The 21,952-nt window shown below is 58.7% G+C and carries 23 protein-coding genes; 5 read left to right on the top strand and 18 right to left on the bottom strand.

The genetic code is table 11. The features are described 5' to 3' along the window. Nucleotides 1-6: 6 nt before the first annotated feature. The 5 genes from KW837_RS14065 to KW837_RS14085 form a co-directional block, all read right to left on the bottom strand. On the bottom strand, nucleotides 7-405 hold the full coding sequence (locus KW837_RS14065; RefSeq protein WP_218396549.1) for a DUF5329 domain-containing protein: 399 nt from the start codon (nucleotides 403-405) through the stop codon (nucleotides 7-9). Nucleotides 406-474: 69 nt separating this feature from the next. Continuing rightward, a complete protein-coding gene (locus KW837_RS29080) occupies nucleotides 475-711 on the bottom strand; it encodes a hypothetical protein (RefSeq protein WP_371317129.1) in 237 nt (78 codons plus the stop codon). A 128-nt stretch (nucleotides 712-839) separates the two neighbouring features. Beyond that, entirely contained in the window at nucleotides 840-1,076 is a 237-nt protein-coding gene (locus tag KW837_RS14075) for a hypothetical protein (RefSeq protein ID WP_008006271.1), read from the bottom strand. A 25-nt stretch (nucleotides 1,077-1,101) separates the two neighbouring features. Beyond that, on the bottom strand, nucleotides 1,102-1,926 hold the full coding sequence (locus KW837_RS14080; RefSeq protein WP_218396552.1) for a DeoR/GlpR family DNA-binding transcription regulator: 825 nt from the start codon (nucleotides 1,924-1,926) through the stop codon (nucleotides 1,102-1,104). 191 nt (nucleotides 1,927-2,117) lie between these two features. After that, nucleotides 2,118-3,011: a LysR family transcriptional regulator gene (locus KW837_RS14085; RefSeq protein WP_218396555.1), complete on the bottom strand. Its 894-nt coding sequence runs from the start codon at nucleotides 3,009-3,011 to the stop codon at nucleotides 2,118-2,120. Between the two features lie 85 nt (nucleotides 3,012-3,096). Between KW837_RS14085 and KW837_RS14090 the strand changes: the two genes are divergently transcribed. Then, nucleotides 3,097-3,933 (top strand): NAD(P)H-dependent oxidoreductase, encoded by an 837-nt coding sequence (locus KW837_RS14090; protein WP_218396557.1) that lies wholly within the window; start codon nucleotides 3,097-3,099, stop codon nucleotides 3,931-3,933. A 656-nt stretch (nucleotides 3,934-4,589) separates the two neighbouring features. Here the strand turns inward: KW837_RS14090 and KW837_RS14095 are convergent. The 3 genes from KW837_RS14095 to KW837_RS14105 form a co-directional block, all read right to left on the bottom strand. Next, nucleotides 4,590-5,918, bottom strand: coding sequence for an alkaline phosphatase (locus KW837_RS14095; RefSeq protein WP_218396561.1), 1,329 nt, complete (start codon nucleotides 5,916-5,918; stop codon nucleotides 4,590-4,592). 146 nt (nucleotides 5,919-6,064) lie between these two features. Beyond that, nucleotides 6,065-6,268: a hypothetical protein gene (locus KW837_RS14100; RefSeq protein WP_218396563.1), complete on the bottom strand. Its 204-nt coding sequence runs from the start codon at nucleotides 6,266-6,268 to the stop codon at nucleotides 6,065-6,067. Between the two features lie 145 nt (nucleotides 6,269-6,413). Then, on the bottom strand, nucleotides 6,414-7,088 hold the full coding sequence (locus KW837_RS14105; protein ID WP_218396566.1) for an isoprenylcysteine carboxylmethyltransferase family protein: 675 nt from the start codon (nucleotides 7,086-7,088) through the stop codon (nucleotides 6,414-6,416). Nucleotides 7,089-7,205: 117 nt separating this feature from the next. Between KW837_RS14105 and KW837_RS14110 the strand changes: the two genes are divergently transcribed. Further along, entirely contained in the window at nucleotides 7,206-7,646 is a 441-nt protein-coding gene (locus KW837_RS14110) for a hypothetical protein (protein ID WP_218396568.1), read from the top strand. A gap of 32 nt (nucleotides 7,647-7,678) precedes the next feature. Here KW837_RS14110 and KW837_RS14115 read toward each other — a convergent pair whose 3' ends face one another. Both KW837_RS14115 and KW837_RS14120 read right to left on the bottom strand, forming a co-directional pair. After that, nucleotides 7,679-8,101: an HD domain-containing protein gene (locus KW837_RS14115; protein WP_218396570.1), complete on the bottom strand. Its 423-nt coding sequence runs from the start codon at nucleotides 8,099-8,101 to the stop codon at nucleotides 7,679-7,681. A gap of 15 nt (nucleotides 8,102-8,116) precedes the next feature. Next, a complete protein-coding gene (locus KW837_RS14120) occupies nucleotides 8,117-8,467 on the bottom strand; it encodes a hypothetical protein (RefSeq protein WP_218396572.1) in 351 nt (116 codons plus the stop codon). A 593-nt stretch (nucleotides 8,468-9,060) separates the two neighbouring features. Here KW837_RS14120 and KW837_RS14125 point away from each other — a divergent pair. Further along, complete coding sequence (locus KW837_RS14125) at nucleotides 9,061-9,354, top strand: fructose-bisphosphate aldolase (protein WP_218396576.1); 294 nt, start codon at nucleotides 9,061-9,063, stop codon at nucleotides 9,352-9,354. Between the two features lie 280 nt (nucleotides 9,355-9,634). Here KW837_RS14125 and KW837_RS14130 read toward each other — a convergent pair whose 3' ends face one another. The 8 genes from KW837_RS14130 to KW837_RS14165 form a co-directional block, all read right to left on the bottom strand. Beyond that, nucleotides 9,635-11,395, bottom strand: a complete 1,761-nt coding sequence (locus tag KW837_RS14130) for an L-tyrosine/L-tryptophan isonitrile synthase family protein (RefSeq protein WP_218396577.1) — start codon at nucleotides 11,393-11,395, stop codon at nucleotides 9,635-9,637. 27 nt (nucleotides 11,396-11,422) lie between these two features. After that, nucleotides 11,423-12,139, bottom strand: coding sequence for an HAD family hydrolase (locus tag KW837_RS14135; protein WP_218396579.1), 717 nt, complete (start codon nucleotides 12,137-12,139; stop codon nucleotides 11,423-11,425). Next, nucleotides 12,139-13,134 carry an isocyanide synthase family protein gene (locus KW837_RS14140; protein WP_218396582.1) on the bottom strand — a complete coding sequence of 332 codons (996 nt, stop codon included), beginning with the start codon at nucleotides 13,132-13,134 and terminating at the stop codon, nucleotides 12,139-12,141. Before KW837_RS14140 ends, KW837_RS14135 begins: the two co-directional genes overlap by 1 nt. A 180-nt stretch (nucleotides 13,135-13,314) precedes the next feature. After that, nucleotides 13,315-13,782 (bottom strand): GNAT family N-acetyltransferase, encoded by a 468-nt coding sequence (locus KW837_RS14145; protein WP_218396586.1) that lies wholly within the window; start codon nucleotides 13,780-13,782, stop codon nucleotides 13,315-13,317. Between the two features lie 299 nt (nucleotides 13,783-14,081). Next, nucleotides 14,082-14,630, bottom strand: coding sequence for a cupin domain-containing protein (locus KW837_RS14150; RefSeq protein ID WP_008011722.1), 549 nt, complete (start codon nucleotides 14,628-14,630; stop codon nucleotides 14,082-14,084). Between the two features lie 306 nt (nucleotides 14,631-14,936). Further along, a complete protein-coding gene (locus KW837_RS14155) occupies nucleotides 14,937-16,235 on the bottom strand; it encodes an FAD-binding oxidoreductase (protein ID WP_218396588.1) in 1,299 nt (432 codons plus the stop codon). A 52-nt stretch (nucleotides 16,236-16,287) separates the two neighbouring features. Then, a complete protein-coding gene (locus KW837_RS14160; protein WP_192343522.1) occupies nucleotides 16,288-17,778 on the bottom strand; it encodes an aldehyde dehydrogenase in 1,491 nt (496 codons plus the stop codon). A 239-nt stretch (nucleotides 17,779-18,017) separates the two neighbouring features. Further along, entirely contained in the window at nucleotides 18,018-19,394 is a 1,377-nt protein-coding gene (locus KW837_RS14165) for a glutamine synthetase family protein (RefSeq protein ID WP_050681361.1), read from the bottom strand. A 280-nt stretch (nucleotides 19,395-19,674) separates the two neighbouring features. On the opposite strand from KW837_RS14165, the gene KW837_RS14170 reads away from it, so the two are divergent. Beyond that, nucleotides 19,675-20,436 (top strand): gamma-glutamyl-gamma-aminobutyrate hydrolase family protein, encoded by a 762-nt coding sequence (locus tag KW837_RS14170; protein WP_218396591.1) that lies wholly within the window; start codon nucleotides 19,675-19,677, stop codon nucleotides 20,434-20,436. A gap of 351 nt (nucleotides 20,437-20,787) precedes the next feature. Beyond that, complete coding sequence (gene potA, locus KW837_RS14175) at nucleotides 20,788-21,930, top strand: polyamine ABC transporter ATP-binding protein (protein ID WP_008011735.1); 1,143 nt, start codon at nucleotides 20,788-20,790, stop codon at nucleotides 21,928-21,930. The last annotated feature ends 22 nt before the right edge of the window (nucleotides 21,931-21,952 follow it).

Raw genomic sequence — 21,952 nt, forward strand, 5'->3', positions numbered from 1 at the left:
ACGTGATCAATTAAGTTGTCGCTGCCTCTGCAGCTCGGTCTTCAGCCAGGTATCTGCCGGTTGTACGCCCGCCGGACAACGCACTTCATAGGCGCGACCACTCACACTGCTTTGGGTGGCCGCCAGGTCGATGAAGTTTTCTGCGCTATTGATCGCGCCCCTCTCTTCGAGATACTCAAGCTTCTTTTCCAGATGTGCCCGGGCCTGAGCGCCTGGGTATTCGCTCCCGTTGCGCACAAACCGGCACTCACTGTGCTCGACAAAGTCCAGCAAGCTGTTTATTTCCTGAGTGGCTTGAGGTGGGGTTTGCGCCTGTGCATTGAGCACCACTGCGGTCAGGCCGATACCCGCCGCGATCAACCAGTGGCTGACATGCCGAGTGAAACGTCCAGGCAGAACTCCCATGGTGACACCTCGCATGACTGACGGCAGATCAGAGCGGTGGCGCCCGCTCTGAAGGCTGGCGAGCAAGTATCAATCGTCGTCGCGGTCGTCGCGGTCCCGGTCACGGTAACGACGGCGATCATCACGCCGGTCATAATCCCGGTCATACCCTCGATCATCACGTTGGTCATAGCCTCGGTCATGGTCGCGACGGTATTCACGGCGGTGATCCCGATCGTACCTGTCATCATCTTCCCAGTGAGGAAAGCAGCCTCCCAACAAGAGAGTAGCTGCAATGGCCAGGGTCATTATCGCGGTGCGCTTCATTTGAACATCCTAAAAGCAAAGGTCAGAGCTGCGGGGATGAGTTGACGCTATCCACGAATTCAATCGAAGTGCGTGCAAACCGCAGATACGACCTTCCAGATGCTCAATGATTCAGTTATCGCCAGGCCTTACAGCGTTCTTTGGCTGTTACCGATGGTTTTGGCTTTTTCGATCGCCCACTCCATCGCCGCTTCCATGTCCAGCAGATGCGGCGACGGGTGGTTGTCCTCAACGATGGCCGAACCGTCCGGCCAATAGACACCCATGAACATTTTCAGCGAGCCGTCTCTCAATATCTCGGCTTTAACCTCGATGCTGCATCCGTTCGATAGCGTTTCCGAGTGGATCATATGGCGCTCAGTCATGGCTGCATTCCTCCCGTCGTTGCTATCAGCGTAACCCATGCAGCACTGAGCGCGATGACGCCCAAGCGTCTATCTGCACCACCTCGATCCCCAGCTTTTGATAATCCTCGACATTGCCCGAGGCCACGTGACGTTCGGTGATCAGGGTATGCACGCGGTTGCAAGGCGCAACAACGAAAGGCTCCACCGCCCCCAGCTTGTCCGCGGTGGTGACGGCAATCACATGGGAAGCGCTGGCGAGCATCGCCTGCTTCACCGGCACCTCATCGAAATGCAACGAGCTGATGCCGACTTCCGGATGAATGGCGCAGACCCCGGTGAACAGCAGATCGGCCTTGATGCCTTCGATCAACCGCAGGGTTTCATGGCCGCCGGAAGACATCGTCGCGGGATTGAGCTGACCACCGGCAACAATCACCGTGATGCCTTTGTATTCGGCCAGTGTGATCGCGATCATCGGCGACGCGGTAATGGCCGTGATGGAAATGTCAGCGGGCAGCGAGCGCGCGATCTGCAGCGTGGTGCTGCCGGAATCGAAAATCACAATCTGGCCGTTTTTGACCCGGCGTGCGGCGAGTTGGGCCAGACGGGTTTTCACCTCATCGGTTTCGCCAACCCGGGTGAAGTAATCCTTGCCCGTATCCTTGGGCCGCGGCAGTGCTCCGCCATGCACCCGCTGCACCAGCCCGGCGCTGGCCAGCTCCGACAGATCCCGACGAATAGTGTCTTCGGACACAGCGAAATGCTGGCTCAGCTCGGAGGCCATGACCTTACCGTCGCGTTCCAGAATCAAAAGGATTTTCTGACGGCGCAACTGCGGGAGTTCGATGATGGAATGCTCAGCTTGCATGGTTATGCCTGTTTTTGCGTGTTTGTGCGAGATTAGCCAAACAGCGAAATGAACACAACCGGCATGGCAGCGCAGAACCTGTGGGAGCGGGCTTGCTCGAAGGCGGCGGCACATCCAGTATTGATGTCGCCTGACACACCGCTTTCGCGAGCAAGCCCGCTCCCACATGGGTTGCGTTTAACGGACGTTAATCACAACGCATTCACAATGAACTCGCGCAACCATTGATGCGCAGGGTCGCGATGAACACGCTCGGGCCAGAGCATCGACATCTCGTAACCCGGGACATCAAGCGGTGGCTCGACCACTTCCAACGCCCCCGCATCGCGAACCAGCCGCGACGGCAGCATCGCCACCATGTCGGTACTCCCCACCACCGACCGCACAAACAGGAAATGCGGGACTGAAAGCACCACCCGGCGCGTCATGCCCACCGCCGAAAGCGCCTGGTCGGTGACACCCTGAAACGCCCCACCATCCCGTGACACGATCACGTGGTCGAGTTCACAAAATTGCGCCAGTGTCGGCCGTTTTTTCAACTGCGGGTGGCCGGCACGGCCCACCAAAACATATTGCTCGGTAAACAACGCGCGACGTCGCAAGCCGGGGGGAGCGTCCTCGCTGGTGTGGAAAGCCAGATCGATTGCCCCCTGCTCCGCTTGTCTGGCGGTCTGAGACGGAACCAGATCAAACACCGCCAAACGCGTGCCCGGTGCTGCCGAACGCAGCCCGGCCAACGCGGGCAACACGATGGTCGACTCACCGTAGTCAGACGCCATGACGTTCCACGTCTGCCGTGCCTCAAGCGGGTTGAAAGGGCTGGCCGGCGACACGGCACGCTCCAGGGCTTCCAGGGCCTGACGCAACGGCTCGCGCAACTCATCGGCCCTGGCCGTGGGCCGCATGCCCCGTGGTCCTGGCAGCAACAGCGGATCACCGAAAATGTCCCTCAATTTGGCAAGATGAACACTCACCGACGGTTGAGACAAACTCAGGCGTTGCGCCGCACGGGTCACGTTGTGTTCCGAGAGCAAGACATCAAGGGTCAGCAACAGATTGATGTCCAGGCGTCGCAGATTATTCATGGTAATACCTGGCATATTGGTTATTCATTTCCAATATACCGGGTAACGTCCGATTCTGCTGGCTCCTGACACCGGAGACTCAGCCATGAAAGTTCTGCTCGTTTATGCCCATCCCGAACCAAAATCATTGAACGGCTCGCTCAAAGACTTTGCCGTCAAACGCCTGGAAGCTAACGGCCACCAGGTGCAAGTCTCCGATCTATACGCGATGGACTGGAAAGCCTCGCTGGATGCCGATGACAGTCCCGGCCGGCCAGCCGAATCGCGGTTCAATCCTTCGCTGGACTCCAAACTTGCCTTCGAAGAAGGCCGGCAAAGCCAGGACATCGTCCTCGAACAGGAAAAACTGCTCTGGGCCGATGCCGTCATTCTGCAGTTTCCACTGTGGTGGTTTTCGATGCCGGCGATCCTCAAGGGCTGGGTGGAACGCGTCTATGCCTATGGTTTTGCCTATGGCGTAGGAGAGCATTCCGATGCGCGCTGGGGTAACCGCTATGGAGAAGGCACGCTGGCGGGCAAACGGGCGATGCTGATCGTCACTGCGGGTGGATGGGAGTCTCATTACAGCCCTCGGGGCATCAATGGGCCCATCGATGATGTGTTATTCCCGATTCAGCATGGCGTGCTGTTTTACCCCGGTTTCGACGTGCTGCCACCGTTCGTGATCTATCGCACCAGCCGAATGGACGAAGCGAAATTTTCGACGACCTGTGATGCGCTCGGCCAACGGCTGGATGACCTATGGAAGACCGCACCGATTCCTTTCCGGCCACAGAATGCAGGCGCGTATGACATCCCGCAGCTGACATTGCGTGCGGAGATTGCGTCGGATCAGACTGGGTTTTCGGCTCACGTCAGACAGGCAGAGCGTGATGAATCAGATGTGCGGGCGCCAACCGCAAAAGCGAGTGCCGTGAGTTAAATCGTAATGTGATCTGTAGCAGCTGCCGAGCTTGCGAGGCTGCGTTCGGCTGCGAAGCAGTCGTGAATCCGGGGAGCTCGGTCTGCCTGATGTACCGCAATTTCTGAATTTACGACTGCTACGCAGCCGAACGCAGCCTTCGGCAGCTGCTACGAAGAACGCGTCGTGGCTGAAATGGTTTAACCAACTCGCAAATACGAAAAAGCCCGCACAAGGCGGGCTTTGGAAATCGATGTAGGTGGCCAGCGCTGGTCTCTGGCTTACAAGGTTTATCGGGCCTCTCACAGAACAGGATTTTTAACTTTAGGCTGTTCTGCCTCACACGGCATAAGGGCTGGATCTCAGCGCGGAGATCTTTCTAACCGTGTACCCTTGGGAGCGCGCCCCACGCCTCCTCGCTATCCCTTTGCGCATCAGTCTGCGTCTTCACCTACAACTTCAGAATAGCAAATCGATCGAAGCCTGGGTCGGGCTTTTTAGACCGATTCTTTTCTAAGGGAATGACAGGTAAATGGAAAGATACTAACGCTGCGCCCCTATGGCTCGAACCAGGACGAACGCCACAGCGTAGGAGCTGCCGAAGGCTGCGATCTATTGATCTGAGGCCCGAAAAACCCATAGGAATCCCCTCACCACAATGGAACTCTCCTTTCCCTTCAGGGATGGAATTTCCCACTCGGCCCCGCACCCGTTTTTGTTGTGCGAAAAATCTTATAGCCCACCGTCTGCCTGGCTGACGTCATATCGACATCGATCACCATGACATTCGAGTGATTACCGTAAAAGGAATCCGGATCGATACACGACAGCGTGGAAATTCCATTAGGCAGGGTGTGCGAGTGGTTCATGTTGTAGATCTGCTCGGGCCTTATGTTTGGGGTGTACTGGTTTATCGGGCTGGACATCAACTCATTGATCACCGTGCTTTTCTCACCGCGCGAAACCGCAAGCGTGGCGTGATAAGAGGTGTGCATGTCGCCCGTCAGGAAGGTCAGGCGTGACACGTTTTTTTCGAGGACATGCTCAAGGATGCGGCTTCGCTGTTCTTCGAAAGCAGGATCCGACCATTTGTCACCTTCAGAGTTTTTCACCACTCCCACGAATGGCACGCTGGTGACAACGAACTTCAGGTCATCACGGTAACGCGACAGCCAGCGCAACAGGTCGTCTTCCTGGACCTCATCAAGCAAACACTTTTGCGCCGTGCTGCGGTAATAACGGGTGTCCATGACAAAGAACTTCACCGCGCCGTAGTTGAACTCGTAGTGGTAATGATGCTCGGCATGACGACTCGAAGGATTGTGCGAATGCTGAAACTCCCAATACGCCTTGATGGCGGCGTTCGCCAGCGCTTGCGTGGACGAACCGGTGGCCGTGTCGAAGTTATTGATCAGTTCATGGTCGTCAAGAATCATGTAATGCGACAACTCTGTCAGCGTCCGGCGCGCGGGCACACAGTCCTCCCAGGCATCCAGATACTTGTCACGAAAGAACTGCACATCGATGGCGGGCTGGCGCGGGATGTCCGAGTAAATCTGGTCGCCGCAATGAATCATGAAGCGTGCGTCGTTGTTTTTGGCCACCCGAGAAATCTCGACCCAGGCGCGGTCGGGCCTCTCCAGTATCCCGAGCGAATGCAAATTGCAGGAGCCGAGCACGAAAGAGAATGATCCGGTCAGTTCTACCGCGGGAAAGGTGCGAAAGCGCCCTTCGGTATAGGCATCACGAACTCGCTCATCGGCTGCCGCACCGCGGGTCTTGCCGAAAGCCACCTTCACGGTATAAGGCGTATCGGGATTGAGCTTTTTCCACTCCAGAACGCCCGTGTAAAACTCCATTGGCTGGGCATCGAGCACCTTGGTGGGGCCTGTCGCGTTGTTGTCGCAATCCACGACATCAACAAAGGCCACCGGCCAACGCTCGCTGGCGCGTACCCAGACTTTAATCGACGTATCGGTGGTATGACCGAGAATGAGCCGCGCCATCTGATTTCCTCCTGAAACCTGAGCAGCAGTTCAGTCGATAAATCAGCATCGCGCCACTAAGACATCAAACCCGTCGCGTAAGAACAAAGCCCTGATGATTTGAGGCTTTGTCGTTCAAAAAGCGGTTCGGCCTGGATGAGTCAGCCTCACTCTGCTCGCGACTGTGTGAGCGACCACATCCAGACGCTCAATACCACGAGCAATACCAAGGCGAGCACGCTGGGCCACAGGGGCATGGGATACCCATCAACGAGAACCTCGGGGCGAATAATCAGGCGCCCCAGTTGCGCCAAGGCCATCAGTGCGTAGACGGTGCCGGCCACTCGCAGCCCAATGATCCGGGATTTCATGCTGTTATCCTCGACCTGACTATGAACGTAACAGGCGAGCAAAAGCGTTGTTTTTTGCCGGCCCAGTGTGTGAAGTCGTGAAGGGGCGGCCAGCCTTGGCGCGCTCCTCTCCTCCCGCTCGGAAACCACTATCCAACCCTGGCCTTCACCAGAGGCCGGGGACCAATCTCCACCGTACTCGACGGGCGTAATCGTCATACCCTGCAAGCTCGGACCGCAACAGCTGGTCCTCCCATGCCGTGCGCAAGACAAGTAACGCCGACGCCAGTGCGGCGGGCAACAGTGCCCAGAACGAACCCAGCGCAAGGGCCATGCCGAAGAACAGGAACAGTGCGGCGATGTACCCGGGGTGACGCACGAAACGGTAAGGGCCGCTGTCGATCACGCGCTGATGCCGCTCGGCCTGGATGCGCACACCTGGTTCGAAGAACGGATTCACTGCCTGCGCCCAGCCTGTTACCGCGATGCCCGCCAGCACAGCGATGTAGCCGCCTGGCACCAACCAGGCCGGTACCGCCGACCAATGGAAACGCCCGGCATCGATCGCCGCGACCGGCAGGACCGCCGTCATCGTCGGCAATATGAGCGCCAGCAGCGCTTTGTCCCAACTTTTAGTGCCTGGCTGAATCCGGCTGCGCGCGCGAAAGATCACAGGGTTGACCCACGCCAGGACAAGGCCTGACGCGCCCAAAGCCAAAATCAGCACGATCAGCAATACCCATCCGGGCCGCCAGGCAATAGTGCCAGCCGGCAGGAAGATCAATACCAGCAGCGCAAGCGGCAGGCCGATCCCATAAGTGATGGCCGTACGGCGTGACATCGCCTTCGGATCCTGGGGAGTTTCTGTCTTTCCCATTTTGCTTGCCATATTCGATAGGCCCGCAAATGGAGTGTAGAGTTCCCCTAATCACCGAGCGACGTGATCGAGGGAACTCCCATGCCCGCCACAGCAGAATCCAGAGCATGCACGCGCGCGTTCGCACGCGTCATCGGGCCTTGGCTGGTCATCGTGCCCGGCATCATCGCCGTGCGGGCGCCAGACATGGGGCCACTGGCAGCCGACTTCTTCGCGAGCCCGCTCACCGTGTGGTTTGCCGGCGCCCTGCTGTTGTTCGGTGGCCTGCTGATCATCGCGTTCCATCAATATTGGTCGAACGCCGCGGCGGTTGTGATTTCCCTGTTCGGTTGGTTCCTGGCGCTTCGCGGCGCTGTACTCCTGGCCGCGCCGCAACTGATTGAACGTGGCGTGGCTGTATCGGCGAGGGTGCCGTTGCTGGTGCAAGTCGGCTTCGGCGTCGCCGTGCTGATCGGCCTCTGGCTCACCTATGTCGGCTGGATTGCCAAGCCCGATGCATCGCCGGCGGAGGGCGTTTTATAAGCATGAGCACGCAGTAAATCTGGAACTCCACTCTACGAACGCAACACCCCGATCGCCCGCCGATACTTCTCAACGCGCTCCAGATCCTCCCAGGACGGCTGGGCAATCCGCGACAAGTCGCTGTTCTCTTCCAGATCCGCCAGTTTCACCACCCGCCCGATCGGGTTCTGCGCCGCGCGCTCGATAAACTCTTCGTACAACTCATCCGGCACCTTGGTCACCGACGCAATCGCCATCAGCACCGTTTCGCTGAAGCCTTCCTTGCGCAGATCGTCAAAGCTGATGCCGCAGTCTTCGACCACGTCATGCAGCACCGCGACGATGCGCTCTTCCAGCGTGTTCACCCGCAACATGACTTTCAGCGGATGCAGGATGTAAGGCGCGCCGCCCTTGTCCACCTGCCCCTCATGTGCCGCCGCGGCGATGGCAATGGCGCGTTCCAGTGTTTGGGTCATGGGATTCTCCTCGGGTTAAACGCCGTAACGGCCGCTGAAATGAATGTTGCGCTTGGCGCCCTCAGCGTGGCGTTCGAGAATCATCGACACCAGCGTCGCCTGATCGACGCCAGGATGCCTCTCCACCACTTCAGCGACCCAGCCACAACCAGACTTCTGCAAATGCAGACGCCACTCACCCGGCCAGGCTTCAAGCGCCGACACCGCCAACCACGCCGCCCCACCCTGCTCGCAATGACCTCCACCGATGGACTGTTCGAAACAAAAAGGCGTGTCGGGGCGGGAAAGGTCGATGTGAAAGAGGTAAATGTCCTGGGTTTGGTGCTGTGGCGTGGGGGCGTTGTTGCGGCTGCCGATTTCGATCATGGGCGCGTTCCATCCTTGAATTCCCGTTGGCGTTCAGTCTACGACGGTGGCGGCGCAGAACGGAAGTCAGCGTACTCACCACCGAAAATCCCACGCAATGAAGGCGCGCCCAAGATTTTGAAGTCTGAAAAACATGTAGGAATCTGCCCTTTGTGGCGAGGGGGCTTGCCCCCGTTGGGCTGCGAAGCAGCCCCAAATCCTGCTAGCCCATCTCCTCAGACACACCGCAACGCCCGGTTTTACGGCGGCTGCGCCACCGAACGGGGGCAAGCCCCCTCGCCACAGTGAGCGCGCGTGGTCCTACAGCCCGGTTGCGGCTACCGAAATCGCTGCCTAGAGTGGGTCTGTCGCTGAGCGAATTCAGCGATAGGGTTTCGCAGCCCTGACGATACGTGTAGTAACCTTGCCCCCCATAACCAGCAACGGCCGCACAAACGCGCCCGTACTCCGTTTTATGGTGGCTGTGTGTGGGAGATCTTCGGGTCTGCCGGGTTCCTCGTATCCTCGGTCTGCGAACCCGCACATAGCTACCACCCTTTCGATTCGCAGCGAACGGCAGTAGCTCTTCTTACAGATACGAGGAAGATTTACTTATGAGTACGAACAACCCGCTCCGCCACTACACCCCCATGTCCCACTTCGCCACCGACCACCCCGTCCTCCTCATCGACGCCGACGCCCCGCTACGCGAACTCCACAACTGCCTCAGCGAACGCCTCAACGCCGTCCTCAAATACCTCAACCTCATGGCCTGCACCAGCCTTCCCGACTACGCCGAGCACGACATCAACACCGTCACCAACATCGCCCGGATCATGGTCCAGGATGTGAGCGATGTGTTTCGGGTGATTGAGCAGCGTGGGTTTGATGCGCCCAAGGGGCAGTGACCCTATTTGAGCCGTAAAAAAACCCGTGTTATTGCGGGTTTTTTACGACTATGGCTTCGCTAGATCCCATTCGCACGGCCTCAAGCGATCAGTGTCAGTGCCACTTCCTTTTCGCATATCAATGTTGCCATCTGCGTCGAGGTAGATGTGAGTATTGGGCCAACTTGGTGTGATGCTGATGCAATGCCAGCGATTTTTCTCGATTCGCAACTTCATCGCACAGTGATGGGAAAAGGTCTCGAAGAAGGCCCTGTCTCCAGGGCCTCCCAAACGATGGCGGTCAGTAAACCTGCACCCGCCACAACTCCCGCGACGAAGAACCCGCCGACATCGGCAACCGGCCATGCAGCGTCCGATAGTTGTCGATCAACACCAGATCCCCCTCACTCCATTGATGAGCAATCAGGCACTCCGGGTCATAAACCAGCGAGTTGACCTGTTCGAGCAGCGCCTGTTGAGCTTCCTCATCATGGTCCTGCACAGCCTGGCTCAGGGTCTGCAATGTCGAGTCGGTGCCCTCTTGGTAACGCAGGATCAGTTCGCCGCTGCGGGGGTGATGATCCACCAGGCTGTACATGCGCGGGGAACCACCGAAGTAGGTCATTTTGGTGTAGTAGGTGATGTTCACCGACTGCCATTGTCGGGCGACTTGCTGCCCAACTTTGCGCAGTACGTTTCGGCTGTCGACGATGGTGGTCTGCCCCTCGCCCGGCTGCGGCGCGGTCTTGCAATACAGCATGAATTTGCTGGCGCAGAATTTCGGGTTGCGCTGAACCTGTGCGTCGCTGTCGGGCAGCATGTTCAGGTCCCAGTGCAACGGTGTTTTCTCCAGCGAGTGCACCACGCCTTGGGGTTTGTCCGCAGGCTTGACCACGTGCACGGCGCCGAAGGCCCATTCGTACAGCGTGCCGAAGCGTTCGCAGCTGCGAGCAAAACTGTCCTGGTCGTCGAAGCGGCAGCCCTTGAGGCAGACGAAACCGAAGGTTTCCACCAGTGCTTCCAGCAGGCCCGTGGACAGTCGTTCGAAACCCAGCCCCAACGGGTCTCGCACCACCAGGCCAAACAGCGGCAGTTTTTGCAGTTCGTATTCGAAACCTTGGGCCTGCGGGTTTTCTGTTTGGTGGTAGAGCCATGGCCTCCCCTGAAAGGTGACCAGCACATGATGATCGAGATCGACCTGGGCGCGGGCGCGAAGGGTTTGGCTGCCATCGAGGTTGCACACCGGTACGGCGTGCCAGGGGCTGTCGACACGGGTCAGCCCTTCGGCCAGGCCGAAGGTGAATTTGGGTCCGGCATTGCTGTATTGATGGACCGACAAGCGAATGTCATCGCCGAAGAAACGATCCACTGCCGCATTTAATGCCTGCCCTCGATACATCATTTGGTAGGCTTTGAAGTTGATTTGCTGCAGGTACTCGTCCTCGCTCTGCCCGTCTTCACGGCACAGACGCAGGTCGTTGTAGAGGTGACTGCAGAGGTGGTCATGGGCCTGGCTGAGGGATTCATCGTGCCGGCTCTGCTCGATCAGATCCCCAAGGTTTTTCCAGGGCAAACGGGCCTGTTTGATCAGGCTGGCGCGAACCGACTCGGCACTTTGGGCCTGTGGGAACAGGTCTTCCATGCTGACCCACTGAATCGTATGGGTGGTGCACAGGTCACGCAAAGCCCGGTTGTAGGTCTCGCGAACGTCGTCGGCCACGCCGACGATGTCGTTGAAGGTCGTTCCGTCACTGAGGATCGAGACCACACAACCCGGTGCGTGCAGCGCGGCGATGGCTTGGCCGAGTTGGTCGAGGCGCTCGATGGCGATGACCTCGCCGTAGTCCGGCAGCACGCCGAATGTCTGGTCAGTGGCGTTTGGCGACTTGCAGGGAAAACCTGGCAGTACCAGACGTACCGGCAGGCCCTGATCGAAGCAGTGCTCCAAACGTAACGCGAGATGCGCTCTGCCTTGTGTGTCGAAACAATCATCCGTGCCTTTGAGCAGATAACCCGCGAGCAAATCGCTGACGGCAGCGATCCAGGCGTCTCTATGTTCCATAGAACAACTTCCTTGAGAGTGTGTGTATCAGTAGGATTTAACGGTGTCGCCATGCTCGGTGAATGCATGCGCTGTACCACAGACTTGCTGCAGAATGCGCAGCAATCCGGCCGGCTGTTCACAGCAGAAGTTCGGGGCCAGGGCCTGCAAGTCAGGTGTCAGGCCATAGCCCCAGGTGACCGCCGCCGAGTACATGCCTGCAGCACGGGCGGTCTTCAGATCGATCTCGGTGTCACCGACGAACAAACAGCGTTGCGGATCAACCGACAATCGCCGGGCAGCTTCCCATGCCACCTCCGGCTGAGGTTTGAGCGCCCTGCCCGTGCGGTGCCCCAGAATCGTCCCGAAGGCATTCTGCGGAAGCAGCGCATCGGCTACTTGCAGGGCCATTTCCTCGGTCTTGTTGGTGACGATAGCCAGCGGCACTTGTAACTGGCGACAGCCTTCGAGCAAGGCAAGCACACCGCTGAACGGCCGGGAAAATTGAACCAGGTTGTTTTGGTAGAGCGTCACATAGCGCTGGTGCATCGCGGCCCCATCGGCAATGCCAAACCCCGTGGCGACCTGCTCGATCATCGCTGTGACCCCACCGCCGATATAGCCCCGCACCGTTTCCGCTGTCTGCGCCGGGCAACCGTGTTCGAGCAACACCTGGTTCAGGCACCAGGTGATGTCAGGCAAGGTGTCGACCAGGGTCCCATCCAAATCGAAGAGTACGGCTTCGACCCGCAACCGAGACGCCATCATTGAGCACTGGCGTAGTGACAAGGACGCCCCTTGCGGAACACCAAGCGGTGGTAGCGTTCATCGACATTGCTGCGTTTTTCGAGGGTGACCACACCCCGTCGCTTGATCGCCACCGAATGCCAGGGTGTGCGCCACAGGTCACTGGTTGGCACCAACCGGATACCGATTTTCGTCGACACCGCCAGTTGCGGGTGAATCGACAGGCGCAGGCAATGCGGGTAGCGCGCCTGTAACAGCGCACTCCAGGCTTCACTGCGCTGGATCACCCGCTGCGAGGCAGGCTTGGCGATTTTCTTCACCGCATTAAGGCTCATGCCGGCGAATACTTTGAGCCCCGAGTAATCCTCGGAAAGGAAGCGATGGATGCCGCAGTACATCAACATCATGTGCGGATCATCCTTGAAACGCTGCTGCAACAAGACCAATGACTGGCCGTGCTCGATCATCATCTCCTCACGCATGGCGTCCAGACAATCAAGCGGAGGATAGGCATCCCGCAGATCGAAATGGGCGAACGTGCCGGGATAGTGCTGTTCGGCGTAGTCCTGGATAGCGTCGGTGTAGGCTTTGACGTCCGCATCGGGAACATGCACCAGGTCAGAGAACACATAGCCATCGGAGCAGATATGAATCAGCGCCCCCGGTGCGTAGATCTGCTGGATCTCATTGCACAGGCGATGTAACTCGTCGATGGCATGATGTTCGGCAAGATCGGGCAGACGGCTGAGGGTTTTCTTGCGGCTGGGCGACTTGCCGGGAAAGGCCGGCAGGACCATTTCGACCTTGCGACCGCTCTCGACTGCTTGCATGACCCTGGTCAGATGGGGTTCCAGCACCTGCAACGAAAGCTCGTGATCCTGCCCCGGGGCAAGGCTACGACGTCGAAACAGGCATTCGAGAATTTGCTGGGCAATGTTCATGTGCGCGTTGTTCTGACGCTCGTGCACCAGCTGACCGCACACCTGTTGAGCAACGGTGTTTGAACCCTGCATAGACAATCCCTTGTGTGGTGAATAACGGCCATTTTTTGGCCGTCAGCAGATATTCCTTACCTGCGGGCGGCTAAATTCCTACAAGTCGTTACGACTGTCAATCGTGGCAATCAGGAATATTGCGGGCTGCACGAGCCCCTCCGGGTCTGCCGTCGGTGAAGCTATCAACCAATGCCAAGCCTACAAAAGCGCTTTCACCATCGGCACACAAGCCAGCTGAAGCCCGGAGGGCGAATGGTAAATTGCTGGTTCGTGACCAACGAAACCGCAGCGCCGGTAAAAGTCAGCGGCGTTTAAAGTGGCGTCCAGATTGACTTCCCTAAGCCCCAAATCCCGCGCCAGGCATTCAAGGTAGTCCAAGACTCTCAAGCCAATGCCACGTTGCATAAAGCTCGGGAGCACAAAGATTGCGCCGATTTCACTCTTCTCCAGATCAAGCATTCCTGTCGCCACCGGCTCACCCTGAATACAGCCCAGATAAAAGTGTTTATTCATCAGGTCGCTATACCCGTCCTTGGCCGCTCCTGCCGTCCAGGCCAGCATTTGCTCCGTGGTATAGGCACCGACGCATTGATGCCGTATCGCTTGAAGGCGAATGTCGAACGCCGTTTGGGCATCGCTGTGCGTGGCGCGTCTAATCTCGAACATTTCATTCTCCGTTAGCCATCGGTAGACGGAGAACTAAAAAGCCCCGTCCATTTCTGGCGGGGCCTTGGGTGATTACGTCAATCCTGTGAACGCATGACCTCATGGCCCGCCAGAGGCGGTCATGGAGGAGCACATCATGTTCATGCGGGGGATGCAGGTCATGGGTCGATAGTGTTTTGGATGATTCGGGTTGTCAATCGTAGAGCGCAATGATTAGGAACAGTCCTCGGATTTACGACTGCTTCGCCGCCGAACGCAGCCTTCGGCAGCTGCTACAGGTTTGATGTTCGCTATCGATATCAGAAGTTCGCTGGGGTGTTGGCGCTGATGATTTCCGCCTCATCCGCCCCAATATTGCGAAACCGATGCGGCAACGTGGTCGGGAAGTAATAGCCGTCGCCAGCGTTGAGCACACTGATCTGCCCATCCACGGTCAATTCAACCGTGCCACGGGTTACAAGCCCACACTCCTCCCCCTCAGCATGCACGATGGGTTCTTCACCCGAACTCGCCCCAGGCGCGTATTGCTCGCGCAAAAGCCGCATCTGCCGGCTCGGCACCGAAGCGCCGATCAGCAGCAACCGCAACCCATGACGCCCCAGATCCGGCTGTTCATTGGCGCGGAACACGTATTGGTGCTCGCGGGGCGGTTGGTCGAAGGTGAAGAAGTCCGCCAAAGACATGGGGATGCCTTCGAGCAGTTTTTTCAGGGAGCTGACGGAGGGACTGACGCGATTCTGTTCGATCAGGGAAATGGTGGCATTGGTGACGCCGCTACGCCGGGCCAGCTCGCGCTGGGACAGTTTGTAGCTTTCGCGTACTAATTTGAGTCGTGAGCCCGTGTCCATGACAGCCTTATGCGAAGAATACTTAAGGGGTAATGGGGGTGGGTGGCGGGCGACTGGTGGCCGCGGATCACGCCGTTTCCCGTCCCGGAACCGTGAAAGGCGGGTATTAAATCACGTTTGTTGGTGTTGCTCAGCAGGTTCGATAAACGGCTATGAAAAAAGCCGGCGGGCCCCTGATGCCGGTCGGTCAGGTGCGGGAATTGTGGGAGCGAGCCTGCTCGCGATGGCGGTGTGTCAGTCGACAGAGATGCTGACTGTGCGGCCGCCTTCGCGAGCAAGCTCGGCTCCTACAGGGGTTGCGTCAGGTTAGATACCAAACCGGTCACGCAGCGCGTAATACGCGGCGCCCATGGCGGTGAGCGGGGCCTGGAAGGTGCGGCCGCCGAGCATGGGCATGTGCGGCAGGGAGGCGAAGGCGTCGAAGCGTTCGGCGTCGCCGCGGATCATTTCCGAGATGAGTTTGCCGGCCAGGTGCGAGCAGGTGACGCCGTGACCGCTGTAGCCTTGCATGTAGTAGGCGTTCTTTTCGATGCGACCGAATTGCGGCATGCGTGACATGGTCAGCAGGAAGTTGCCGGTCCAGCGGTAGTCGATTTTCACGTCCTTGAGTTGCGGGAAAGTCTTGAGGATTTTTGGTTTGATCAGTTGCTCGATGTCGTCCGGCTCGCGGGCGCCGTAGACCACGCCGCCACCGTACAGCAGGCGGTTGTCGGCGGTGAGGCGGTAGTAGTCGAGCAGGTAGTTGCAGTCTTCGACGCAGTAGTTGTTGGTGATCAGGCTGCGGGCGATTTTTTCGGACAGCGGCTCAGTGACAACGATTTGCGAACCGCAGGGCATGCTTTTGCGCGTGACGCGGTTGTCGAGGTCTTGAGGCAGATAGGCGTTGCCGGCGATCAGCAGGTACTTGGCCCGCACCACGCCTTTGGCGGTGCGCACGGTGATCGGCTCGCCGTAGGTGATTTCCACGGCGGCGGATTGTTCGTAGATTTTGCCGCCCAGGCGGATGATCGCGGCGGCTTCGCCGAGGGCCAGGTTCAGCGGGTGAATGTGGCCGCCCTGCATGTCGAGCAAGCCGCCGACGTAGTTGTCGCAACCCACTTCGCGCTTGATGTCAGCGGCGTCGAGCATTCTCAGGTTCTTGTTGCCATAGCGCTCCCAGCTGCTCTTTTGCTCGGCCAGGCCGTTGAGTTGCTTTTTGTTCAGCGCTGCGAAGATGCCGCCGGGGCGGTAGTCGCACTGGATGTCGTACTCCTTGATGCGCGAACGGATGATATCGGCGCCTTCAAAGATCATGCTGCCGAGCACTTCGGCGGTTTTGTCGCCGTAACGCTCTTCAATGACATCGACGTCGCGGCTATACGAATTGACCAGTTGGCCGCCGTTGCGACCGCTGGCACCGAAGCCGACTTTGGCGGCTTCCAGTACGGTCACGCTGTAGCCCGCTTCGCTGAGGAACAGCGCCGAGGACAAACCGGTGTAGCCGGCGCCGATCACGCAGACGTCGCAGTCCACCAGTTCTTCCAGAGTTGGGTAATCCCCGGTCTGATTGCGGGTGGCGGCGTAGTAGCTGTTTACATGCTTTTGTTTAACAGAGTCTTGTTTCATAGGTTTCTCCGATGGCCGCAAACGCTCGCCTGCGACCGCCGCTGTAAAGGTGTTAGAGCTTGATCCAGGTCGCTTTGAGTTCGGTGTATTTGTCGAACGCGTGCAGCGATTTGTCCCGACCATTACCCGACTGCTTGAACCCGCCGAACGGCGCGGTCATGTCGCCGCCGTCGTACTGGTTGACCCAGACGCTGCCGGCGCGCAAACCACGGGCGAAGGTGTGGGCCTTGCTGAGGTTGCTGGTCCATACGCCGGCCGCCAGACCGAAGATGCTGTCGTTGGCGATCTGCAGCGCTTCTTCAGCGGTGTCGAAGGTGATCAGCGACAGCACCGGGCCGAAGATTTCTTCCCGGGCGATGGTCATGGCGTTGGTCACGCCGTCGAAAATCGCCGGCTCCACGTACAGGCCACCGGTGTCTGCGAGGGTACGATTGCCGCCGGCAATCAGTTGCGCGCCCTGGTCTTTGCCGATCTGGATGTAGCGCAGCACGTTGTCCAGTTGGCGCTGATCGACGACTGCGCCGACGGTGGTTTCAGGATCGAGGGCGTGGCCCGGTTTCCAGGCTTGCAGTGCTTCCACCAGCAGCGGAATGAATTGCTCGCGAATCGAACGCTCCACCAGCAAACGCGAACCGGCCGTGCAGACTTCGCCCTGGTTGAAGGCAATCGCGCTGACCGCTGCCTGAGCGGCTGCACGCAAGTCCGGTGCATCGGCGAACACCACGTTCGGGCTCTTCCCACCCGCCTCCAGCCAGACGCGTTTCATGTTGCTTTGCCCGGCGTAGATCAGCAGTTGCTTGGCAATCGCGGTGGAGCCGGTGAAGGCCAGCACGTCGACGTCCATGTGCAACGCCAACGCTTTGCCGACGGTGTGACCGAAGCCTGGCAAGACGTTGAACACGCCTTTGGGGATGCCGGCGTCGAGGGCCAACTGCGCGATGCGAATCGCCGTCAGCGGTGACTTTTCCGAAGGCTTGAGGATGAACGAATTGCCTGCCGCCAGGGCCGGGGCGAACTTCCAGCTGGCCATGATCAGCGGGAAATTCCACGGCACGATGGCGGCGACCACGCCTGCTGGTTCGCGGGTGATGAGGCCGAGTTGGTCGTGCGGTGTGGCGGCGACTTCGTCGTAGATTTTATCGATGGCTTCGGCGCTCCAGCGGATCGCGTTGGCGGTCGCTGGGATGTCGATGCTCATGGAATCGCTGATCGGCTTGCCCATGTCCAGGGTTTCGAGCAGCGCCAGTTCTTCCTGGTTGGCCAGGATCAAGTCCGCGAAGCGAATCAAAATGCGCTTGCGTTCTGCGGGCGCCAACCGCGCCCAGATGCCGGATTCGAATGTGCGGCGTGCAACCTGCACGGCGGCATTGGCGTCGGCTTCGTCGGTGCTGGCGATGTTCGCCAGGAAGCGGCCGTCGACCGGGCTGATGCATTCGAAGGTGTCGCCGCTGAGCGCCGGGCAGTATTGGCCGTCGATGAATGCGCGGCCTTCTAGTGTGAGGGACTGGAAGCGTTGTTCCCAGTCGCTGCGAGTGTTTGTCATGGTTGTGACTCTACGCAGAGGAATAAGTAGTCGCCGGACTAAAGCCGACCAATTAACGATCAGAAAACCACGATTTCCTGTGGGAGCGGGCTTGCTCGCGAAGGCAGTGTGTCAGGTGACATCAGCATTGACTGATCCACCGCTTTCGCGAGCAAGCCCGCTCCCACAGTTGATCGGTGTTGTTTGCAAAGCCTGTGTACGCCGCCAAGCCCGCTCCCACATTTGATGGGTGTTTGGCATCAAACCGTATGCAAGTACCAGTTGTACTCAAGGTCGGAGATGGAGTTTTCGAACTCGGCCAGCTCGCTTTCCTTGCACGCCACGAACACGTCGATGTACAGCGGGTCGATGTAGCGCGCCATGACTTCGCTGTCGTCCAGCTCGCGCAGTGCATCGCGCAGGTTGTTCGGCAGGCTTTGCTCGTTCTGCTCGTAGCTGTTGCCTTCCACCGGGGCGCCCGGTTCGATTTCGTTGGTCAGCCCATGGTGAATACCGGCCAGTACCGATGCCATCAACAGGTACGGGTTGGCGTCGGCGCCGGCTACACGATGCTCGATGCGCACGGCATCCGCCGAACCGGTGGGCACGCGTACCGCAACGGTACGGTTGTCGATGCCCCAGCTTGGCGAGTTCGGCACGTAGAACTGCGCGCCGAAGCGACGGTACGAGTTGACGTTCGGGCAGAGGAACGCCATCTGCGCCGGCAGGGTCTCGAGCACACCGCCGATCGCGTGACGCAGTGCGGCGTTCTGCTCGGGATCCTCGCTGGCAAAGATGTTGTTGCCTTCTTTGTCGAGAATCGAAATGTGCACGTGCAAACCATTGCCCGCCTGGCCCGGATACGGCTTGGCCATGAAGGTGGTGTCCATCTCGTGGTCGTAGGCGATGTTCTTCACCAGACGCTTGAGCAACACCGCGTAGTCGCAGGCCTTTATAGGGTCGGAGACGTGATGCAGGTTCACTTCGAATTGCGCCGGGGCGCTTTCCTTGACGATGGCGTCGGCAGGAATGCCCTGCTCTTTTGCGCCTTCGAGGATGTCTTGCAGGCAGTCGACGTATTCGTCCAGATCGTCGATCAAATACACCTGGGTCGAGTGCGGACGTTTGCCGGACACCGGCGAGCGTGGCGACTGCGGACGACCGTTCACGTTGTCCTGGTCGATCAGGTAGAACTCCAGTTCGAACGCCGCGCAAATGGTCAGGCCCATGTCATCGAACTTGCTCACCACTTGACGCAGCACTTCGCGAGGGTCAGCGAAGAACGGCTGGCCTTCGAGTTCGTGCATGGTCATTAACAGCTGCGCGGTCGGGCGCTTCTGCCAGGGTTCGATGCTCAAGGTATTGGGGATGGGGAAGCAGATTCGATCCGAGTCGCCTATGTCCAGACCCAGGCCGGTGCTTTCCACCGTAGAGCCGTTGATGTCCAGAGCAAACAGTGACGCCGGGAGGTTAATGCCTTTTTCGTAAACCTTATGAAGACTGGTGCGTTCGATGCGCTTGCCGCGCACCACACCGTTCATATCCGCAATCAGAAGGTCGACGTACAAAACCTCAGGATATTTCTTAAGGAATGCGTTTGCTTCGTTGAGTTGAACGGCACGCAGAGGGACCGACATGATGCACCTATTAGCTGTTAATTATTATGTTCACTACCCTTTCACGAGCCCAGTCAATCCGAAAGGCAAAGTGAAGTCAATAGCGAACACTTGGCCTTTCAACCTTTATTTTCGGGCCTTTTTTGGGCGCAAGAGTGCCAGATCAGTCTTGCGCACCGCGTAAACCCTGAAGATCGGATGCGCGGCGTTTAGAATTTTTTACATGAGAGTTGTTAATTAAAATCAACAAGGCTAAGCTCCGGAAAAGCTCGTTCAAGTGTGAAACTTCGAGGTGATAAAAATGGCATTCAAGCCATTGATCGGCGTTACTGCGTGCGTCAAACAGATTGGCCTGCACCCCTACCATGTCAGCGGCGACAAGTACTTGCGTGCTGTCAGCGTCGCGGCTTTGGGGTTGCCAGTGGTCATTCCTTCTCTAGGCGATCTGACCGAAATCGATGACCTGCTCGCGCAGCTCGACGGTCTGCTGCTGACCGGCTCGCCGTCGAATGTGGAGCCCTTCCACTATCAAGGCCCGGCCAGTGCCCCCGGTACGGATCACGATCCGCAACGGGACGCCACCACCCTGCCCTTATTGCGTGCAGCCATCGCCGCCGGTATTCCGGTGCTCGGCATCTGCCGGGGTTTTCAGGAAATGAACGTGGCGTTCGGCGGCAGCCTGCATCAGAAGGTGCATGAACTGCCCGGCATGCTCGATCACCGGGAAGCGGATCATCCGGATTTGGCCGTGCAGTACGCACCGGCCCATGCGGTGAATGTGCAACCGGGCGGTGTGTTCGAAGCGCTGGACCTGCCGCAGGTGTTTCAGGTGAATTCGATTCACAGCCAGGGCATCGACCGACTCGCTCCCGGCCTGCGCGCTGAGGCGATCGCGCCGGATGGTTTGATCGAGGCGATCTCCGTCGAACACGGCAAGGCCTTCGCTGTCGGCGTGCAATGGCACCCGGAATGGCAGGTGCTTTCGAATCCCCCCTACTTGAGTATTTTCCAGGCGTTTGGCGACGCGTGCCGGCAAAGGGCGGCGCTGCGTAATACGCGCTGACTTCAAACAGCATTCAACGATTTAACTGCCCCCGTGAGTCTGGCGGGCGTGCCTTTGCGCGCCGGTCGCTCACGTAATAGATGAACCGCAATAACAACAAGTACGACCAGGCAGCCAGGATGGCGGTGCCGAATAAGCCCGGCCGGTACAGATAAACGCAAATCCCTGTAGGAGCGAGGCTTGCCCGCGAAGGCGGTGTATCAGGTAACGATGATGTCGACTGACACACCGTCTTCGCGGGCAAGCCTCGCTCCTACAGGGATCGCGTTGGCATCGTCCGGCCCGGGTTTGCAATCCACTCTTAAGTCAGGCCGCGTTGGCCCGACGACTGAAACCTGTTGGGAGTTTCATATGGCAAACGCCTCCAGCATCTACAGGAAGGCTCTTGAAGGTCACCAGGCACCGAAAAAGGTGTTGGTGAAAGTCGACCGCGTCACCAAGAAATTCGACGAAACCACCGCTGTGGACGATGTGTCCCTGGAGATCCATCAAGGCGAAATCTTCGCCCTGCTCGGCGGTTCCGGCTCGGGTAAATCGACGCTGCTGCGCATGCTCGCCGGCTTCGAGCGCCCGACCGAAGGGCGGATTCTGCTCGACGGGGTCGACATCACCGACATGCCGCCGTACGAACGGCCGATCAACATGATGTTCCAGTCCTACGCGCTGTTCCCACACATGACGGTGGCGCAGAACATCGCCTTCGGCCTCAAGCAGGACCGTTTGCCCGCCAGCGAAATCGACGCTCGTGTCGAAGAGATGCTGCGACTGGTGCACATGACCCAGTACGCCAAACGCAAGCCGCATCAGTTGTCTGGCGGCCAGCGTCAACGTGTGGCGTTGGCCCGCTCTCTGGCCAAGCGACCGAAGCTGTTGTTGCTCGACGAACCGATGGGTGCACTGGATAAAAAGCTGCGCTCGCAGATGCAACTGGAGTTGGTGGAGATCATCGAGCGCGTCGGCGTGACCTGCGTGATGGTGACCCACGATCAGGAAGAAGCCATGACCATGGCCGAGCGCATCGCGATCATGCACCTGGGCTGGATCGCCCAGATCGGCAGCCCGGTGGATATTTATGAGGCGCCGGTCAGCCGCATGGTCTGTGAGTTCATCGGCAACGTGAATGCCTTCGACGGCACGGTGGTCGAGGATCTGGAAGGTCACGCGATTATTCACAGCCCGGACCTTGAGCAGAAGATTTACGTCGGCCACGGCGTGAGTACCTCGGTGCAGGACAAGTCGATCACCTACGCCATCCGCCCGGAAAAAATGCTGGTCAGCACCCTCAAGCCCGAGACTCGATACAACTGGTCCGAAGGCAAGGTGCATGACATCGCCTACCTCGGCGGCCACTCGGTGTTTTATGTGGAACTGCCCGGCGGCAAGATCGTCCAGTCGTTCATGGCCAACGCCGAACGCCGTGGCGCACGCCCGACCTGGGACGATCAGGTCTACGTGTGGTGGGAAGACGATAGCGGCGTGGTACTGCGCTCATGAGAACCTTCAATCAGCAGTTCCT

The organism is Pseudomonas sp. PDM24 (assembly GCF_019218905.1).
In the GTDB taxonomy this organism is placed as follows: domain Bacteria; phylum Pseudomonadota; class Gammaproteobacteria; order Pseudomonadales; family Pseudomonadaceae; genus Aquipseudomonas.

Coding starts and splice junctions, on each gene's coding strand:
- KW837_RS14115 (WP_218396570.1), bottom strand. CDS start 8,101: ATGACCCAAACACTGGAACGCGCCATTGCCATCGCCGCGGCGGCACAT.
- KW837_RS14075 (WP_008006271.1), bottom strand. CDS start 1,076: ATGACTGAGCGCCATATGATCCACTCGGAAACGCTATCGAACGGATGC.
- KW837_RS14135 (WP_218396579.1), bottom strand. CDS start 12,139: ATGGCGTCTCGGTTGCGGGTCGAAGCCGTACTCTTCGATTTGGATGGG.
- KW837_RS14090 (WP_218396557.1), top strand. CDS start 3,097: ATGAAAGTTCTGCTCGTTTATGCCCATCCCGAACCAAAATCATTGAAC.
- KW837_RS14120 (WP_218396572.1), bottom strand. CDS start 8,467: ATGATCGAAATCGGCAGCCGCAACAACGCCCCCACGCCACAGCACCAA.
- KW837_RS14155 (WP_218396588.1), bottom strand. CDS start 16,235: ATGAAACAAGACTCTGTTAAACAAAAGCATGTAAACAGCTACTACGCC.
- KW837_RS14085 (WP_218396555.1), bottom strand. CDS start 3,011: ATGAATAATCTGCGACGCCTGGACATCAATCTGTTGCTGACCCTTGAT.
- KW837_RS14170 (WP_218396591.1), top strand. CDS start 19,675: ATGGCATTCAAGCCATTGATCGGCGTTACTGCGTGCGTCAAACAGATT.
- KW837_RS14150 (WP_008011722.1), bottom strand. CDS start 14,630: ATGGACACGGGCTCACGACTCAAATTAGTACGCGAAAGCTACAAACTG.
- KW837_RS14080 (WP_218396552.1), bottom strand. CDS start 1,926: ATGCAAGCTGAGCATTCCATCATCGAACTCCCGCAGTTGCGCCGTCAG.
- KW837_RS14110 (WP_218396568.1), top strand. CDS start 7,206: ATGCCCGCCACAGCAGAATCCAGAGCATGCACGCGCGCGTTCGCACGC.
- KW837_RS14100 (WP_218396563.1), bottom strand. CDS start 6,268: ATGAAATCCCGGATCATTGGGCTGCGAGTGGCCGGCACCGTCTACGCA.
- KW837_RS14160 (WP_192343522.1), bottom strand. CDS start 17,778: ATGACAAACACTCGCAGCGACTGGGAACAACGCTTCCAGTCCCTCACA.
- KW837_RS14065 (WP_218396549.1), bottom strand. CDS start 405: ATGGGAGTTCTGCCTGGACGTTTCACTCGGCATGTCAGCCACTGGTTG.
- KW837_RS14165 (WP_050681361.1), bottom strand. CDS start 19,394: ATGTCGGTCCCTCTGCGTGCCGTTCAACTCAACGAAGCAAACGCATTC.
- KW837_RS29080 (WP_371317129.1), bottom strand. CDS start 711: ATGAAGCGCACCGCGATAATGACCCTGGCCATTGCAGCTACTCTCTTG.
- KW837_RS14145 (WP_218396586.1), bottom strand. CDS start 13,782: ATGTTCGAGATTAGACGCGCCACGCACAGCGATGCCCAAACGGCGTTC.
- KW837_RS14125 (WP_218396576.1), top strand. CDS start 9,061: ATGAGTACGAACAACCCGCTCCGCCACTACACCCCCATGTCCCACTTC.
- KW837_RS14140 (WP_218396582.1), bottom strand. CDS start 13,134: ATGCAGGGTTCAAACACCGTTGCTCAACAGGTGTGCGGTCAGCTGGTG.
- KW837_RS14105 (WP_218396566.1), bottom strand. CDS start 7,088: ATGTCACGCCGTACGGCCATCACTTATGGGATCGGCCTGCCGCTTGCG.
- KW837_RS14130 (WP_218396577.1), bottom strand. CDS start 11,395: ATGGAACATAGAGACGCCTGGATCGCTGCCGTCAGCGATTTGCTCGCG.
- potA (WP_008011735.1), top strand. CDS start 20,788: ATGGCAAACGCCTCCAGCATCTACAGGAAGGCTCTTGAAGGTCACCAG.
- KW837_RS14095 (WP_218396561.1), bottom strand. CDS start 5,918: ATGGCGCGGCTCATTCTCGGTCATACCACCGATACGTCGATTAAAGTC.